18 protein-coding genes are annotated in these 16,431 nt (G+C 52.2%); all 18 read left to right on the forward strand.

What is annotated here, in order from left to right; translation table 11 throughout:
* Positions 1–43 precede the first annotated feature (43 nt).
* The 18 genes from ACOQPM_RS16740 (at position 44) to ACOQPM_RS16825 (ending at position 16,422) form a co-directional block, all read left to right on the forward strand.
* Positions 44–448, forward strand: a complete 405-nt coding sequence (locus ACOQPM_RS16740; protein WP_420630414.1) for a potassium channel family protein — start codon at positions 44–46, stop codon at positions 446–448.
* Between the two features lie 32 nt (positions 449–480).
* Positions 481–1,323 carry an SDR family oxidoreductase gene (locus ACOQPM_RS16745; protein ID WP_420630415.1) on the forward strand — a complete coding sequence of 281 codons (843 nt, stop codon included), beginning with the start codon at positions 481–483 and terminating at the stop codon, positions 1,321–1,323.
* 61 nt (positions 1,324–1,384) lie between these two features.
* A complete protein-coding gene (locus tag ACOQPM_RS16750) occupies positions 1,385–1,891 on the forward strand; it encodes a GrpB family protein (RefSeq protein WP_420630416.1) in 507 nt (168 codons plus the stop codon).
* Positions 1,892–1,913: 22 nt separating this feature from the next.
* Positions 1,914–3,164 carry an ATP-binding protein gene (locus ACOQPM_RS16755; protein WP_420630417.1) on the forward strand — a complete coding sequence of 417 codons (1,251 nt, stop codon included), beginning with the start codon at positions 1,914–1,916 and terminating at the stop codon, positions 3,162–3,164.
* 51 nt (positions 3,165–3,215) lie between these two features.
* On the forward strand, positions 3,216–4,163 hold the full coding sequence (locus ACOQPM_RS16760) for an MBL fold metallo-hydrolase (RefSeq protein WP_420630418.1): 948 nt from the start codon (positions 3,216–3,218) through the stop codon (positions 4,161–4,163).
* 60 nt (positions 4,164–4,223) lie between these two features.
* Positions 4,224–4,757: an NUDIX hydrolase gene (locus tag ACOQPM_RS16765; RefSeq protein WP_420630419.1), complete on the forward strand. Its 534-nt coding sequence runs from the start codon at positions 4,224–4,226 to the stop codon at positions 4,755–4,757.
* Positions 4,758–4,904: 147 nt separating this feature from the next.
* Positions 4,905–5,870 (forward strand): MBL fold metallo-hydrolase, encoded by a 966-nt coding sequence (locus tag ACOQPM_RS16770; protein ID WP_420630420.1) that lies wholly within the window; start codon positions 4,905–4,907, stop codon positions 5,868–5,870.
* Positions 5,871–5,920: 50 nt separating this feature from the next.
* Positions 5,921–6,412: an acyl-CoA thioesterase gene (locus ACOQPM_RS16775; protein ID WP_420630421.1), complete on the forward strand. Its 492-nt coding sequence runs from the start codon at positions 5,921–5,923 to the stop codon at positions 6,410–6,412.
* 76 nt (positions 6,413–6,488) lie between these two features.
* Positions 6,489–8,174 (forward strand): acyl-CoA dehydrogenase family protein, encoded by a 1,686-nt coding sequence (locus ACOQPM_RS16780; RefSeq protein ID WP_420630422.1) that lies wholly within the window; start codon positions 6,489–6,491, stop codon positions 8,172–8,174.
* Between the two features lie 185 nt (positions 8,175–8,359).
* Entirely contained in the window at positions 8,360–8,869 is a 510-nt protein-coding gene (locus ACOQPM_RS16785) for a hypothetical protein (RefSeq protein WP_420630423.1), read from the forward strand.
* A 187-nt stretch (positions 8,870–9,056) separates the two neighbouring features.
* Complete coding sequence (locus ACOQPM_RS16790) at positions 9,057–10,445, forward strand: amidase (RefSeq protein WP_420630424.1); 1,389 nt, start codon at positions 9,057–9,059, stop codon at positions 10,443–10,445.
* A 68-nt stretch (positions 10,446–10,513) separates the two neighbouring features.
* Positions 10,514–11,338 carry a methyltransferase domain-containing protein gene (locus ACOQPM_RS16795; protein ID WP_420630425.1) on the forward strand — a complete coding sequence of 275 codons (825 nt, stop codon included), beginning with the start codon at positions 10,514–10,516 and terminating at the stop codon, positions 11,336–11,338.
* 24 nt (positions 11,339–11,362) lie between these two features.
* On the forward strand, positions 11,363–12,505 hold the full coding sequence (locus ACOQPM_RS16800; protein WP_420630426.1) for an acyl-CoA dehydrogenase family protein: 1,143 nt from the start codon (positions 11,363–11,365) through the stop codon (positions 12,503–12,505).
* Positions 12,506–12,511: 6 nt separating this feature from the next.
* Positions 12,512–13,432, forward strand: coding sequence for a GNAT family N-acetyltransferase (locus ACOQPM_RS16805; RefSeq protein ID WP_420630427.1), 921 nt, complete (start codon positions 12,512–12,514; stop codon positions 13,430–13,432).
* A gap of 4 nt (positions 13,433–13,436) precedes the next feature.
* Positions 13,437–14,633 (forward strand): glycoside hydrolase family 53 protein, encoded by a 1,197-nt coding sequence (locus ACOQPM_RS16810; protein ID WP_420630428.1) that lies wholly within the window; start codon positions 13,437–13,439, stop codon positions 14,631–14,633.
* A 103-nt stretch (positions 14,634–14,736) separates the two neighbouring features.
* The gene (rfbA, locus tag ACOQPM_RS16815; protein WP_420630429.1) at positions 14,737–15,624 is read left to right on the forward strand and encodes a glucose-1-phosphate thymidylyltransferase RfbA; all 888 of its coding nucleotides are present in this window, start codon (positions 14,737–14,739) and stop codon (positions 15,622–15,624) included.
* Positions 15,621–15,959 carry a nucleotide pyrophosphohydrolase gene (locus ACOQPM_RS16820; protein WP_420630430.1) on the forward strand — a complete coding sequence of 113 codons (339 nt, stop codon included), beginning with the start codon at positions 15,621–15,623 and terminating at the stop codon, positions 15,957–15,959. The genes rfbA and ACOQPM_RS16820 overlap by 4 nt, the downstream gene beginning before the upstream one ends.
* Before the next feature lie 19 nt (positions 15,960–15,978).
* Positions 15,979–16,422, forward strand: coding sequence for a hypothetical protein (locus ACOQPM_RS16825; protein ID WP_420630431.1), 444 nt, complete (start codon positions 15,979–15,981; stop codon positions 16,420–16,422).
* Positions 16,423–16,431: the final 9 nt, after the last annotated feature.

Below are 16,431 nucleotides of genomic sequence, written 5' to 3' on the forward strand. Positions count from 1 at the left end.
ACCTCTAAAATCTCTGTGCTCCCTGTGGCCAAAATTCTAATTTATGCCAGCATTATTTATTTTTCTGTTGCGGCTTATTCGCGGCATTCGGGATGGCTTGAAAGAGCCAGAGTTTCGCGGACTGTTTTGGTCGGTGGTACTCATTTTGCTGGGCGGCACCTGGTTTTATCATCGGGTAGAAGGGTGGAGCTGGCTCGATTCGTTTTACTTTAGCGTTATCACGCTGACGACGGTGGGGTATGGGGATTTTTCGCCGCAAACGGCCGTTGGTAAAATCTTCACGATTGTCTACATCATCCTGGGCTTGGGCGTACTCTCCAGTTTCCTTTTGCTACTGGCTAACTATCAACCCACGAACTCCTCCTCGCTGTTTTCACGGCTCAAAAATCGGAGGAAACGGCCGTTGCCAGACAGTGACCTAATCGAAAAAGAGCCAGACACAGATTAACGCATTTGTGATTTGCATAAACAGGAAAATGTATGAACTATCGGTCTGTTTTTAGAGATGATCTTTTTGCTGGACAAACCATCATTGTAACCGGGGGCGGCAGTGGCATTGGGCGGGCGACGGCAATTGAGTTGGCCAGCCTGGGGGCGCATGTAGTGTTGGTGGGACGGACGTTGGAAAAGTTAACGGCCGTTTCCCAAGAAATTGCCCAACTTGGCGGCGAATCTAGCAACTTCACCTGTAACATTCGTGAAGAGGCGCAGGTACAAGCGTTGTTCGCCGACGTGTTGGCGGCGCGGGAGCGCATTCATGGATTGGTAAACAATGCAGGCGGCCAATTTTTGAGCCCGGCCGAATTTATCAGTAAAAAAGGGTTTCATGCGGTGGTAGAAACCAATCTTACCGGCACTTTTTTGATGTGCCGCGAGGCATTCACCCAAACGATGCGCGACAATGGGGGCGTGATTGTGAATATGCTGATGGAAAATTGGCGCGGCTTCCCCGGCATGGCCCACTCGGCGGCGGCGCGAGCAGGCATTGAGAATCTCACCAAAACGCTGGCGGTGGAGTGGGCGCGTTCTGGCGTTCGTATCAACGCAGTGGCACCTGGCCTCATCGAATCCAGCGGACTGGATAACTACCCAGATGTGGCCAAGCAATTTATCCAAAATGTGGTGCAAGATATTCCGTTTAAGCGGATGGGAACGGAGAGCGAAACGGCCGCTGTCATTGTTTTTTTGCTTTCACCAGGAGCCAACTACATCAGCGGCGAATCGGTTCGCATTGACGGTGCCAGCTCCTTGTGGCGCAAAACCTGGGAAATTGAGGAACACGCCAATGCGCCCGAACCATACAACGGGTTTGATCTGGATTGAGCTTATTTTTGCCCGGTAGGGTGCGTCTTTGCGGGGAATGCGGCATAATTGTGGCCGTAAAATGGGCAGAAAAGTTATTGTCATCCCACATGATCCATCTTGGATTGAGCAGTATGAAACGGAGGCGGCACGCTTAACGGCCGTTTTTCAACCCATCCTTGTCTCCATACACCATATTGGCAGCACAGCTATTCCCAGCATAAAGGCCAAACCAATTATAGATATTTTGATTGTGGTGGAGGATGTAACGGCCGTCAACAACCTTATCGAACCAATGGCGCAGTTGGGTTACCTGAGCAAAGGCGAAAATGGCATACTTGGCCGACATTACTTCCGCAAAGGGAGTGATGAACACCATACTCATCATATCCACGTTTACGCAGAAGGCCATTCAGAGATAGCCCGTCATCTCAACTTTCGTGATTATTTGCGGCAGCATCCCGAAGATGCTGCTGCCTATAGCCAGCTCAAAGAGCGTTTGGCGCAAACACATTATTCTGATCCCCCGATGTACAGTAGTTGTAAATCAACATTCATTCAAAGAATTGATCTCAAGGCGCGTCAATAGCGTCAATACAGGCAGAACCGTCATGAAAACGGGAAAATTATCGGAAGCACAATTTGAAATTATTCAGGCTGCCCAGCCTACCCCCATTGACCCAACGGAAACGGCCGCTGGCTCCACAGTCGTTGGTTTGCTCTCTTCGCTAGACCGTAAAGTGCTAGACGAAGTGATGATCGAACATCGCTTTGGCCCTGGCGAAATTGTGGTGCATGAGGGGCATTATGGCGACATTGCCTACCTCATTTGGTCTGGGCGAGTGGCGGTGGTGCAGGGAGATTTCTCTCGCCCAGCCAGCGTCAATTATCGTGGGCCGGGTGAAGTGGTGGGGGAGATGTCCATCATTGATAACAAACCTCGCTCTGCCTCCATTGTGGCGCTGGACGACGTGCGTTTGCTGGGCATTCATCGGCACGATTTTTTTGAGCTGCTGCAAATTGATCCCAACTTTGGCACCAATATGATGGAAATTTTAAGCCGTCGCTTGCGGGCAGCCGAAGAGATGTCGCGGGTAAACACAGCCATCGGGCGGGAACTGAGTGCTGAGGTGGAGGAACTGCAGTCGGAAAATGAGGCGTTACGCCAGATGGAACAGCGTCGCCAGGAACTAAGCGAGCTGGTAGTACATGATTTACGCAACCCGCTGGGCAATTTATTTAGCGCGCTCAACATGCTAGAGCTGGTGCTGCCAGAGGACGTGCTGGAAGAAAATCGGGAACTGTTAGAGATTGCCCGTCTGTCTCATTTGAGGATGCAGGATTTGGTAGATTCGCTGCTGGATATTGCCCAATTTGAGGCGGGACGGCCGCTAGGCGAACGGAAACCAACAAATATTGCAACCCTAATGACTGAAGTGATGCAGCTTAACGCTTTTGCGCTGGCCAAGCGCGAGATGACTCTGACGGAACAGTTCCCGGAAGATTTGCCGACCGTTTTGGCTGATCCTAATCAGATTCGGCGGGTGATTACCAATTTGGTAGATAATGCCATCAAATATTCGCCCAAGCGCGGGCCACTAACGGTAACGGCCGTTCGCCAGAACAATATGGTAGAAGTTAGCGTAATTGATGAAGGCCCCGGTGTGGCTCCCGAAGAGCGGGAACGCATTTTTGATCGCTTTGCCCAGGTGGAAACGGGCGGCATACGGCCGCGTGGCTTTGGTTTGGGCTTGTCTTATTGTAAATTGGCGGTGGAGGCTCACAACGGCCGTATTTGGGTAGAAACCGGGCCAAATGATGTAGGCAGCCGGTTTGTCTTCACATTGCCAGTTGTTGTCTGAATTGGTGTTTAGGTGATTAAGCTATTGCCGCACCTGAAAACTTGAAAACATATGGCTCACACAAATGAACTTCAACTTATAGAAAATCAAGGCTGGGATGAACGAATCCTCGTTTGCCGCAATGGCAAGCTGGTGGATACGTTCATCGTTGTGACTGACCGCTTTGTGGTGTTGGTAGACACGGTGATTAACCCCCAAACGGCCGCACAAATGCTGGAATATGCCCAGCCACACTTAGTAAACGGCTGTCAACTCCTCGTCATCAATACCCACGCCGACTATGATCATTCTTGGGGAAATCAACTGTTTGTGGGGGAAAAGCCTGTACCGGACGGAGCCGAAGTAGCCCTGCACCCTGCACCGATCATTGGCAGCCACCTCAGCCCCGCCAAATTCCAGAAGCCAGAAGCAGCGACGTACCTGGCGAAGATGAAAGAGCTGGAACCAGAGGTTTTTAGCGAAGTGGTTTTTACCCCGCCAAACATGCTGATCCAAGACAAATTTGTGATTGATGGCGGCGATCTCACGCTGGAACTGTTGCCCACACCTGGCCATACCGACGATCATTATTCGCTGTTTTTGCCTGAAATTGAAACGGTGCTGGCGGCCGATGCGGCCGAACTGCCGTACCCGATGGCGCGTACGCCGGATGGTTTGCCCCAAATGCGCGAATCGCTGGCGAAGCTGGCGGCGTTGCCTGCTGAGACGGTACTTTATTGCCACGCGCCTGTCACGGCTGGGCGGCAACTGCTGCTAGACAACATTGCCTACTTCAACACTATTGAGGCACAATGCCGAGCGGCCGTGGCGCAGGGTATCTCACTGGAACTGGATGAAGAGACGGATGTGCTGGAATTGGTGGATTGCCCATATGAAACGGCCGTTCCCGACGCAGAAGCGTGGCAAAACGTGCATGATTATTACAAAACGGCGGGTCATGCTACACAAGTTCGCGCCATGTTGCAATGGCTGGCTCAAGAAAATAAAACAGAACGCTGATTATCATGATTTGACTGATCAAAAAGATAAAAATCAGCGTTCTATTCAGGGGAAGATGTTTTGAAGAATCAGCCAGTTGTTGTGAGCCAGCGCGGACGGCCGTTTGCCACTTCAGCCATTGCCCTCCAAGCCATCATTATTAACCAAAATGAGCAACTGTTGCTACTTTCATCGCCGCGGCGCAACGGCCGTAATGAGTGGCAAACGGTTAGCGGCGGGCTAGAAGCAGGCGAAACGATTTTGGATGGGATGCTCCGTGAAGTGCGTGAAGAGGTAGGGGAGATTCAGGTACGGCCGTTAACCGTTCTGCACAGTCACACCTTCCACTACGACGAAAATGTGCCGTTCATGGTGGGTATCTACTATTTGTTCCAGTATGAAGGGGGCGAAGTGATTCCCGGCGATGATATGGCGGGGAGTGCCTTTAAATGGTGGGGGCTGGCTGAATTGGAAACGGCCGTTGCCCAACAAACAACCACACTCCATCTCTCTACCCACCTGTGGATGCTGCGCCGTGCCGTTCAGCTACACCGTTTTTGGGCCGATGATTGGGTGGAAACGGCCGTGTTGCAACCACACCTTCACCAGAGTTAGCTAAATTTGAGCATCACGAATAGCACGAATTGACAAATTGAACGAATAGATATTCGCGTAATTCGTTCATTTGTAAAATTCGTGATTGATTTTGTAAACGCCAGGGTTGGTTGCAGCCTGGGAACGAATTTCAAGTACAATTCCAGCATGAAACCCATTCGCATTGAGCTACCGACTGAATTTAACGTTGGGCCGGTCAATAGCTACCTTTTTACCGACCCTGAGCCGATTTTGGTAGATTGTGGCGTGGATACCGAGGCTTGTTGGGCTACATTGCAGGCTGGTTTATCGCAACATAGCCTCACGCCTGCCGACATTCGCCGCATCATCATCACCCATCCCCACGTAGACCATTTTGGGCTGGCCACGCGCATTCTGGCTCTGAGCGATTGCCAGGTTTGGGTTTCAGATTTAGCTCCTGAATGGCTTACCAACCCCAAAAAGATGTTCGGGCTGCGGCTGGCCTATTATCGTAACCATTTTTTGCGGCAGGCTGGCTTGCCAGAAGAGGCATCCCAACTGGTGCAGGCCTATTTTGCTAAAGTGGGTGAAGAAACGACGCCAATTCCCTCTGAGCGCATTCAAACCTTCAGGGTAGGGGATGAATTGGCAATAGGTGGGACAAATTGGCAAGTGTTGCACATGCCGGGTCACGCTAGCCACCAGACCTGCTTTTACCAGCCAGAGAGCCTCCAATTCCTCTCGGCCGATATGCTGCTGCCCAAAACGCCAACGCCGATTGTGGAACGGCCGTTACCCAACCAACCCCGCCAGCCCAGCCTACCCATTTTCATGGAATCACTAGCGCGATGCGAAGCACTAGACATTGACACGGTTTACCCAGGACATGGCGACCCATTCCAAAACCATCGTCAACTCATCCAAAAGCAGCGCAGCCGCATTCATAAACGCAAAGAGGAGGCGTTGACACTCATTCAGCAGGGCACTTGCACAGCCAACGACCTCGTGAACGAAATGTACGCTCATTATCCACCTGCCATGCGCTTTGCCGGGCTATGGATGCTCATCGGCTATGCTGATTTGCTCCAGGCGGAGGGGAAGGTTGGTGTGGAGACGATAGCTGGCGTATGGAGATATTATGTAAACGAGTAATTGGTAATTAGCAATTGTTCAATTACCAATTACTCGTTACCAATTCCAAAATGAAAGAACTCACGCTCAACCGAATTCAACAGCTTCCCTGCTTTCACCGCGCCACTATTCCAGAAGCGTATCTGGACGTGATGGGGCATATGAACATTCGGCATTACATGGGGTTATTTGATGATGCCGCCTGGGGCTTTTTTGCCTCATTTGGCATGGATGAGGCGTATTATCACAGCGCCAACGGTGGGGCGTTTGCCTTGGAGCAACATATTCGCTACCTAGCGGAAGTGCATGTGGGGGAGACGGTGGCGATTCATACGCGGGTAAACGGCCGTACCGCCAAACGCATCCACTTCATCCACTTTATGCTTAATGAAACCACAAGCAAGCTAGCCGCCACGCTGGAGGTGATTGGCTCCCACGCCAACCTGGCCACCCGCCGCACCTCCCCCTTCCCAGACCACATCGCCGCCCAGCTAGACCAACTCGTTGCTGAACACAGCCAGCTTGTGTGGCAGGCTCCGCTTTGTGGCGTGATGCGGCCGTAATCGGTGAACGGTTATCGGTAATCGGAAAAACACCGATTACTGTTTACTGATAACCGATTACCTGACAAGGTGAAATATGCAAATCCAGCCATTCAACCAACCCCCGCCAACGCTGGGCAACCAGTTTGAGGATGATCGCGTTTTGCGGAGCTATTTGCGGCGCGTGTTACCGCCAGAGGTATTGGCTGAAGTGGCACGGCCGCTCCGCGAAATGGGTGCATTGGCAGGGGGCGAACTGTACCAAATGCAGCTTGCTGACCGACTCAATGAGCCTGTGCTAACCCAGTGGGACCCGTGGGGCAACCGCATTGACCAAATTGAGGTTTCCCCGCTGTGGCAAAAGGCGGAAAAGCTGGCGGCTGAGTTTGGGGTGGTCGCTGCGGCTTACGAGGGCAAATACGGCCGTTTCGACCGCATCTACCAATTTGCCCTGGCTTACCTCTTCCATCCATCCACCGACGTGTACACTTGCCCCCTGGCCATGACCGACGGTGCCGCCCGCACGCTGGTTGTGTCTGGCAACCAGGAACTGATTGATCGCGCCGTGCTGCACCTCACCAGCCGCGATCCGGTCCAATTCTGGACCAGCGGCCAATGGATGACGGAATCAACAGGCGGCTCTGACGTGGGCCTGTCTGAAACAATCGCTAAATTGAATGAGCAGGAGGAATGGTTGCTGTACGGCCGTAAATGGTTTACCTCTGCCGCCACTTCCCAAATGACGCTCACGCTGGCTCGCCCAGAAGGCAACCCACCTGGCGGCAAGGGACTGGCGCTGTTTTACCTGGAAACGCACAACGAGGATGGCTCGCTGCGAAACATTGAGGTGCTGCGGCTGAAGGACAAACTCGGCACGCGCAAAGTGCCTACGGCCGAATTGATGCTGCGCGGCACAACGGCCGTTCCCGTCATGGGTCTGAGCAACGGCGTGCGTAACATTGTGCCGATGCTGCATCTGACGCGTACCTGGAACAGCATCTCGGCGGCAGCGTTTATGCGGCGCGGGATGGCGCTAGCCCGCAGCTACGCCCAAAAGCGCATCGCCTTTGGCGCACCCCTGGCTGAAAAGCCGCTGCATCTGGACACGCTGGCCGAAATGCAGGCAGAAACGGAAGCTGCCTTTCACCTCACCTTTTTCCTGGTGGAGCTGATTGGTAAGGATGAGGCGGGCGAAATTAGTGAAGAAGAGGCGCATTTGCTGCGACTGCTGACCTCGCTGGTCAAGCTAACTACGGGCAAGCAGGCGGTGGCCGTTGCCAGCGAAGTGCTGGAATCGTTTGGCGGCGCAGGCTACGTGGAGGACACGGGTCTGCCGCTGCTGCTGCGGGACAGCCAGGTGCTACCCATCTGGGAAGGCACCACCAACGTACTCTCGCTGGATGCGCTGCGAGCGTTGGGGAAATCTGGTGAGCCACTGCTGGCTTTGTCCGGCGAAATAGATCGCTGCATGAATTCGGTGACAGACGGCCGTCTCAAAGCAGCAGGTGAGGTGGCCCAAACGGCCGTGGCTCAGGCAATGAAGTGGCTGCAAGGTAAGCTGGCCGACGATCGGAACGCTTTGGAAGCTGGTGCGCGCCGCTTTGCCCTGACGCTGGGCCGATCTTTGGCGCTAGCCAAGCTGATTGAACAGGCGCAATGGTCGCTGGTGGTGGAGGGAGACGGCCGTCCCCGCGCCGCTGCTTGCCGCTTTGCGAAAACACAAATAAACCAGATTGTGGTTGTCGAACCTGCCGATGCGGTTGCTTTGGCCGATGATTTGTAAATGGAATCACGAATTTCGCGAATAAACGAATAGAACGAATTTTTATTCGCGCCATTCGTGATTCAGTAAAAGTAAGGTATTATTCTGGCAATGGGGCAAATCACAATAGATTTGAGACAAATTCAGCTAGTTATATGATTTGCCTTTTACACTACCCCAACACACCAATGAAGGAGGAGACAACGGTGAAATTAAGAAGTGTGCTATTTTTGGCGATAATGCTCCTGACAGTAGCGGCCTGCGGTGAAGCCCAACCAGCACCAGAGGCGCTGCCCACCGATTACAATTACGCCGCTGGTGAACTCAACTTTTCTGTAGCTCTCAGCGGCGTGGTAGTTCAGGTAACCGATGTGGAGGTTTATGCCAGCGACGGCAACATTGCCACGGGTTATGTTTACGTGGTGCCAACGGTGAGCGTGACCAACCAGAATGAAACGGCCGTTTCCAGCCGCGACTTTTCCCTGGTAGACGAATATCTGAACGAATTTGAGTCTTGGCAAACCAATGTGGCCTTTGGAGCCGCCTTGCAAACCATGCCAGAGATTGTCGAAACGGGAGAGACCGTCTCTGCCAACCACGTTTTTATTGTGCCAGCCGCCTCGTTGCAGGCAAACCTGAAGCTGCGCTGGGACTCCCCCGTCACGCTCTCGCGGATTGATGTGGCGCTGGGCGATTTGGGCACTGCTGGACAATAAGGATAACGAAATGAATAAGGTACGTAATCGCAGAAATTGGCTTGTTTTGGTATTGATGTTTGCGGTTTTCCTGGTTTTGAACAGCATTGTATTATGGCAGGGAATAGTTGGTTCTTTGCTGGTGGGTCTTATTTCGTATGCTGCTCTGGCTAGATTGGGCGTATTGTAAGCAAACGAGGGGGAACTTTTGAAGAAACCAATTCGACCTGATGCCACTGAACTGCTGCGGCAAATGGAAAGTGGGGAGCGCACGGCCGTTTCCATTGTCACCGAACATCTTGAAAGATTAGAGGCAAATCAGGCGCGTTTGAATGCGGCAACGCACGTTTTTAAGGATGAAGCCCTGGCCGAAGCTAAAAATCCCCGCTCTGGGCTACTCTCTGGCTTACCCATTAGCATCAAAGAGACGATTGGCATGGCTGGACAAACAGTCACGGCTGGTTCCAGGCGTATGCCTCCGATTGCCCACACGGAAGATGCGCCTGTCGTGCAAAAGCTGCGGGATGCCGGGGCCATTATTCTGGCGCGGAGCAACGTGCCGGAGTTTGCTATGGCGGGCGAGACGGATAATTTGATTTACGGCCGTACCAACAACCCTCTCGACGAATCCCGCGTGCCAGGTGGCTCGTCCGGCGGTGAGGGAGCACTAGTTGGGTCTGGCTCCACCGCTTTGGGCATTGGCACCGACATTTTGGGCAGCATTCGTATCCCGGCAGCCTTTTGTGGCGTGGTTGGCTTCAAACCCACTTCTAGCGCGGTGAGTAAGCAGGGCATCTGGCCCGATTTGCAAGGGCTGTTTTTGGATTCCTGGCTAGGTGTCGGGCCACTGACGCGTTCTGTGCGGGATGCCCGATTGGTGTACGGCGTCATTGCCAACGCGCCGCTGCCAGAGGCAAAATCGCCGAGTGGCCTGCGCCTCATCATCCCCCGGCAATTTGAGCTGGAAGCCCAAGCTGATTGTATCAACGCAGCTTACACCATGGCCCAAACAGTGTTGGAAATGGCGGGGCTGGTGACTGAGGAACGGCCGTTCCCCGATGTAAAAACCCACTTCCTCAACCTGCAACAAATCTTAGCCGCTGAGCTAGAAAAACCATTTTACGAGATGCTCGTCACGGCTGATGGGCAGAAATTTAGCCTGGCCACGGAAACATTGAAGCAGGCAGTGCGACGCGGCACAATTTACAGTGGCCTTTTCCAACTTATCGCCATCGTGCCTATCATTAAACCGCGCAAGGCTGGGCGCGTGGCCGAAATTATTCGCACTTATGAGCAGGCGCGGGCTGATTTGTATCAGCTTTTGGGCGAGGATGGCGTGCTGCTGCTGCCCACCATTGGCGTCCTCGCACCCAAGCATGGCCAGATGAATCGCGCTTCGCTACGGCCTGGCGTAAATGGCACCGTCACGGCGATGACCTTCTGCAACTACATGAATTTGTCAGCCATCACCGTACCTGCCTGGAAAGACCCAGACCCGGAAACCGGCTTGGTGCCTGGCGTCATGCTGGCTTGCGCCCCCGGTGCCGAGGCTGCTTTACTAGATGCTGCTGCGGTGCTAGAAGCAGGTATCTCATAAATTATTGTTTGTTGAAGGGCAAATTCTGGGATTGGTGTAGCAACGGCCGTTAACAAGGATGTGCGATCATGGTTAAAAAGACAAAAACGAACAGCTTTGCTGATGTTGACCGCGCAGAAGATCCAGACTATTTTGTCAACTGCCTTCATGAACAGTACACCAAAAATAGTACGCTCCTTAGGAATAAACAGCTCACCTTAGCGTTAGCTGATGTACAGACTAGACATTTTGTACTTGATGTTGGCTGTGGTACAGGGGTAGATGCCATACAAATGGCAGTACAGGTTGGCCAGTCCGGGCATGTGTATGGCATTGATTTTAGTCATGCCATGGTTACCACCGCGAATAAGAACGCCAGAGTGCTAAATTTGCCAGTTACGTTTCAACAAAATGATATTTATGCGCTTGATTTTGCAGATAACTTCTTTGATCGTTGTCGCGCCGACAAGACATTTCAACATTTATCTGATCCCGATGCGGCTCTAAAAGAACTGATACGAGTCACAAAGCCAGGCGGAAAAATTATTATCGCGGATCCAGATCATGACTCCCTAATAATTGATACACCATTTGAAGATGTGAATCATCGCTTTGTGCGATTTCGTAGCGACCAAATGCCACAAGGGGGGATTGCTCATCAACTTTACGGTAAATTTAAAGAATTTGGATTGGTGGATGTGCACGTGGAACCTATCATGCAGGTTTTTACAAATTATGAGGAAAAGAAAGTTAGTTCACCGTACTTAGAAGAAATATATTTTGCCCAAAAGGCAGGTGTGGTAAGTGAAACAGAAGCTGACCAATGGGCTAATTACCTACAAAATGCCATTGCAAATGATCGATTTTTGTGTCTGCAAACTTACATCATTACCGTTGGGTGTAAACCGGCATAATGCCATTTTGAGGAGATATGTAGAATGAAACGCACCATTTTTGACGACGAACACAACATGTTCCGCGATGCTGTGCGTCGTTTTGTAGAGAACGAAATTGTGCCCTACCACGAGCAGTGGGAGCATGACGGCATTGTATCGCGCGAGGTGTGGCTAAAGGCTGGTGAATTGGGCTTTTTGTGCATGGATGCCCCCGAAGCGTATGGTGGCTTGGAGATTGATGATTATCGCTACAATGCCGTTGTGGTGGAGGAGTTGACGCGTGCTGGGGCGTCTGGGGTGGGTTTTGGTTTGCACAATGATGTGAACATGCCGTACTTCCTTAAATACACCACCGACGCGCAAAAGCAACGCTGGCTGCCCAAGATGATCTCTGGCGAGATGATTACGGCCATAGCGATGACCGAGCCGGGGGCTGGCAGTGATTTGCAGGGTGTGCGGACAACGGCCGTTCGCCAGGGCGACCATTACATCGTCAATGGTCAAAAAACATTCATTACCAACGGCATTCACAGCGATGCTGTTATCACCGTGGTGAAAACTGACCCGGACAAGGGACATGCGGGCATTAGCCTGCTGGTGATCGAGGAAGGGATGGATGGGTTCGAGCGAGGTCGCAATTTGGAAAAAATTGGCCTGAAGGCACAAGATACGGCCGAACTTTACTTCGACAACGTAAAAGTACCCGCCGAGAACTTGATGGGCGAAGAGGGCAAAGGCTTTTATTATCTGATGAGTTCGTTGCCGCAGGAGCGGCTCTCCGTGGCCGTGATTGCCGTTGCCGCCTGCGAAGCAGCGTTGGAGATGACGATCCGCTACTGCCAGGAGCGTACTGCTTTTGGCCAACCCATCGGCAAATTCCAAAACAGCCGCTTCAAGCTGGCCGAAATGACGACCGAAACCCAAATTGCCCGCGTTTTTGTAGACCGCTGCATTATGGAGTTGAATGCGGGTAACCTAACGGCCGAAGAAGCCGCCATGGCCAAATGGTGGACAACTGATCTGCAAGTTCGGGTGATGGATCAATGTTTGCAGCTACACGGCGGCTACGGCTACATGCTAGAGTATCCCATCGCCAAGTTTTACCTGGATGCCCGCGTGCAGCCGATTTACGCGGGAACCAACGAAGTGATGAAGGAGATAATCGGCCGTTCATTAGGATTGTAATGGCACATGAATGATCCCAAAACGTTAGAAACGGAGCGGCTGATTTTACGGCCATTCCACCCCCGACACCTCCCCGATTTGAACAAAATGTACGGCGATCCGCAGACGATGCGCTTTATGCCTTCACCCCCGCATGCGGCTGCCAGCGTTACCGAAGCGCAGCTAAAAAATGATACGCGCCATCCTGAAGCGTACTATTGGGTCATCTCTTTCAAGGGAAGTGATGAGGTGATTGGCCTGGTGAATTACCTGGGCGGCACGCGGGTGCCAGGGATGGGCTATATCATTCGGCGAGAGTTTTGGGGGCAGGGCATTGCCGCCGAGGCGTGTCGGGTGGCGTTGGGCTTTGGCTTTGACGAACAGGGGTATGACCGCGTAGAGTTGTGGATTGATCAGACCAACTTAGCCTCGCAGCGAGTGGCGCAAAAGCTGAACTTTCGCCTGAAGGGGCGTTTACCGCTGAAGTATGGCCATAGAGAACAAGAGCACATCATGCTGGTATTTGGGCTGTGGGCACATGAGTGGCGCAGGGAATCAGTTCCGAAGCAGGCGACCAAATTTTATCGGACGGAGCCCGTTTTGTTTGTGGATGATGTGGAGGAAACGGCCGTCTACTACCGTGACAAATTAGGCTTCCACATTGACTTTCTGTTTGGCGACCCGCCACAGCACGGCGGTGTTTCTCGCACAGATTGGTCTGGCAGTGGTGCCGTGCTGCAACTGGCGCAGATGGCACCAGAGCGAGAAATTGCGCCTTCTGGCTACCTTTACATTTTTGTGAGCCACGACATTGACGAACTGTTTGCCGCCTACAAGGCACAGGGTGTTACCATTCGCAGTGAGCCGGAGAGCTACCCGTGGGGCTTGCGCGAATTCACGATTGAGGACAACAACGGTCATCTGCTGCGCTTTGGCACGCATGTTTAGGGTTTTGCCACAGAGAACACAGACGAAGAAGGGGATATTTCTGGCTTGGTGGCTCATTTTGGTGCTGGTGGGATGTCAGACTGAAACGACCGTTCCTACTTTTACATCACTCTCAACTGAAAGCATACCAACTGCCACACCCCAACCACCAGCTACTAACCACCAACCACTAGCTACCAGCCCCCTCTTCATGCGCGGTGTGGACGTTTCCATTTTGCCGATGATGGAGCAGTGTAACGGCCGTTTCACACAAAATGGAAGCGAGGTTGAATCGTTGGCCTTCATGACTGCCCAAGGCGTCAACTTTGTGCGGCTGCGCGTGTGGGTAAACCCTGCCGATGGCGCAAGTGGACTGGATGAAGTGCTAGGTGTGGCTCAACGTGCCAAGGCGCACGATCTTGGGTTGATGATCGATTTTCATTACTCCGATACGTGGGCAGACCCTGGGAACCAAACCAAACCGGCTGCCTGGGCTGATTTAACTTTTGCAGAATTGCAAACGGCCGTTACTAACCACACTCGCACCGTCATCTCAGCTTTGCACGCCCAGGGCACCCCACCAGACGTGATCCAGTTAGGGAATGAAATTACGAACGGGTTTTTGTGGCCAGATGGCCGTCTTGGTGCAGGCTACGAAGACAATTGGCCCCAATTTGCGGCACTGCTTAATGTTGCACAAGCTGGCGTCGCCCAAAGCTTCCCCGGCGCAGACCAGATTCCCATCATGATCCACATTGATTCAGGCGGGGATTTAGGCCGCAGCCGCTGGTTTTTTGATAACCTCACCGCCCAAAGCGTGCCGTTCGACCAAATTGGCCTCTCGTTTTACTCGTGGTGGCACGGAAATTTTCTTGATTTGCAGCAAAATATGGCAGGGCTGGCTTCACGCTACGGCAAACCGATTGTGGTGGTAGAAACAGCCTATCCGTGGACACTGGCCTGGGCTGATGATGTGCACAACCCCGTTGGCGAGGAGGGGCAGTTGTTAACTGGCTACCCAGCAACTAAACGTGGTCAGGCAGCGTTTGTGGCGGATGTGAGAACGGCCGTTACCCAAGTTCCCCAGAACCTCGGCGCAGGCTTCTTCTACTGGGCACCCGACTACATCACCACGCCCGATTGTGGCTCGCTTTGGGAAAATCTGGCACTGTTCGATTTTGCAGGGGAAGCCCTCCCCGCTTGGCAAGCATTTGCCCCTTAAGATTGATCTGCAAAATAAACTCTAACTTTGATACAATCTTGGGTAGGGGCGACCCGCCGGGTCGCCCCTACAAAACAACCAAATTAAAGGACAAAAGATATTTATGAAAGGCATCATTCTCTCTGGTGGCAGCGGCACGCGCCTTTATCCACTCACCCGCTCCCTCTCCAAGCAAATTCTTCCCCTCTTCAACAAACCAATGATTTACTATCCGCTTTCAGTTTTCATGCTGGCCGACATTCGGGAAATTCTTATTATTTCCACGCCACATCACATCGAGCTGTATGAAGAGCTGTTTGGCGACGGCTCACGGCTGGGTTTGAAGATCGAGTACGCCGTACAGCCAGAGCCACGCGGCATTGCCCAGGCATTTGTCATTGGCGAAGAGTTTATCAATGGCGAACCATGCGCTCTCATTTTGGGTGATAATTTCCTTTACGGCCCTGGCTTGTCCGGCATTTTGCAAAAAGCAGGTCAGCTAACCGACGGTGGTTTGGTATTTGCCTACTACGTCCGCGACCCTGAACGGTACGGCGTGGTCGAGTTCGACAAAGATTACAAAGCAATCACCATCGAGGAAAAGCCAGCCGAGCCAAAATCTAACTATGCAGTTACCGGGCTTTATTTTTACGACAAAGACGTGGTGGAGATTGCCAAAAATCTCAAACCATCGGCTCGGCATGAGTATGAAATTACGGACGTGAACAACGAATATTTGCGGCGGGGCAAGCTAAATGTGCAGCTTTTGGGGCGCGGCTACGCCTGGATGGACACGGGCACGCACGACAGCTTGCTGGAAGCGGGCAACTACGTGCAAACGATCGAGCATAGGCAGGGGCTGAAGGTGGGCTGCGTGGAAGAAATTGCCTACCGCAAGGGGTACATCGGCGCGGCAGAACTGCTGGAAATTGCCTCGGTGTCGCAGAAGAATGAGTATTGCAACTACCTGCGCTGGTTGGCAGAACGGCCGCGTGAGGCAACCAATCTATGAGCGAGATCACCATTCGGCAAATGCAAAAAACGGTGGACGAGTGGGTGCGGACGATTGGCGTTCGCTATTACTCGGAGTTGACGAATACGGCCGTTCTTATGGAAGAAGTCGGCGAAGTAGCCCGCATCATGGCACGACAGTACGGCGACCAAAGCTTCAAAACGAGCGACGAAACGGTGAATCTGGCCGACGAAATCGCGGACGTGCTCTTTGTGCTGACCTGCATTGCGAACCAAACCGGCATTGATCTAACGGCCGCTTTTCACAAAAACATGGCCAAAAAAACCACCCGCGACAAGGATCGCCACGCCAACAATCCCAAGCTACAATCTTGAACCATTTTGCGAGGTTTTGATGATTTCTGAGCAGCAGAAGCAAGCTTTGTTTGTAGAAATTCATAAAGCTATTGAAGAAGCAACAGTTCTTGCGATTGAGAGGTTTTCTCTAGGACAAGAGGCCGATTTAGCTTACCCACCAAATGGTGGGCTTACTGAAAAAGAAAAGTCTGAGCTGACTAAATTGTCAATTAACTCAAATCAAAAAAGTGCCTTGAGAAAAATTATTGCTGATGCAGCTTCTTATCCAATTTTTCGTTTTCTGACTTTGCTAGATGGCGTATCTGATCCTGAAGGTTATGAAGGCGACTGGCCTGGATTTACGCTTCAGTCTAAGGATGATAATTTCGAGGATTCTGATACGTTTCTACATGATGATATGGATAGTGCTTATTGGGAATGGAGAAAAATAAGGCCATCTTCTGATTGGAAATTAGACAATCTGGATGATGAACGAGCTTAGGAGAGTTGG

This window comes from Candidatus Leptofilum sp. (assembly GCF_965223525.1).
Classification (GTDB): domain Bacteria; phylum Chloroflexota; class Anaerolineae; order Promineifilales; family Promineifilaceae; genus Leptofilum.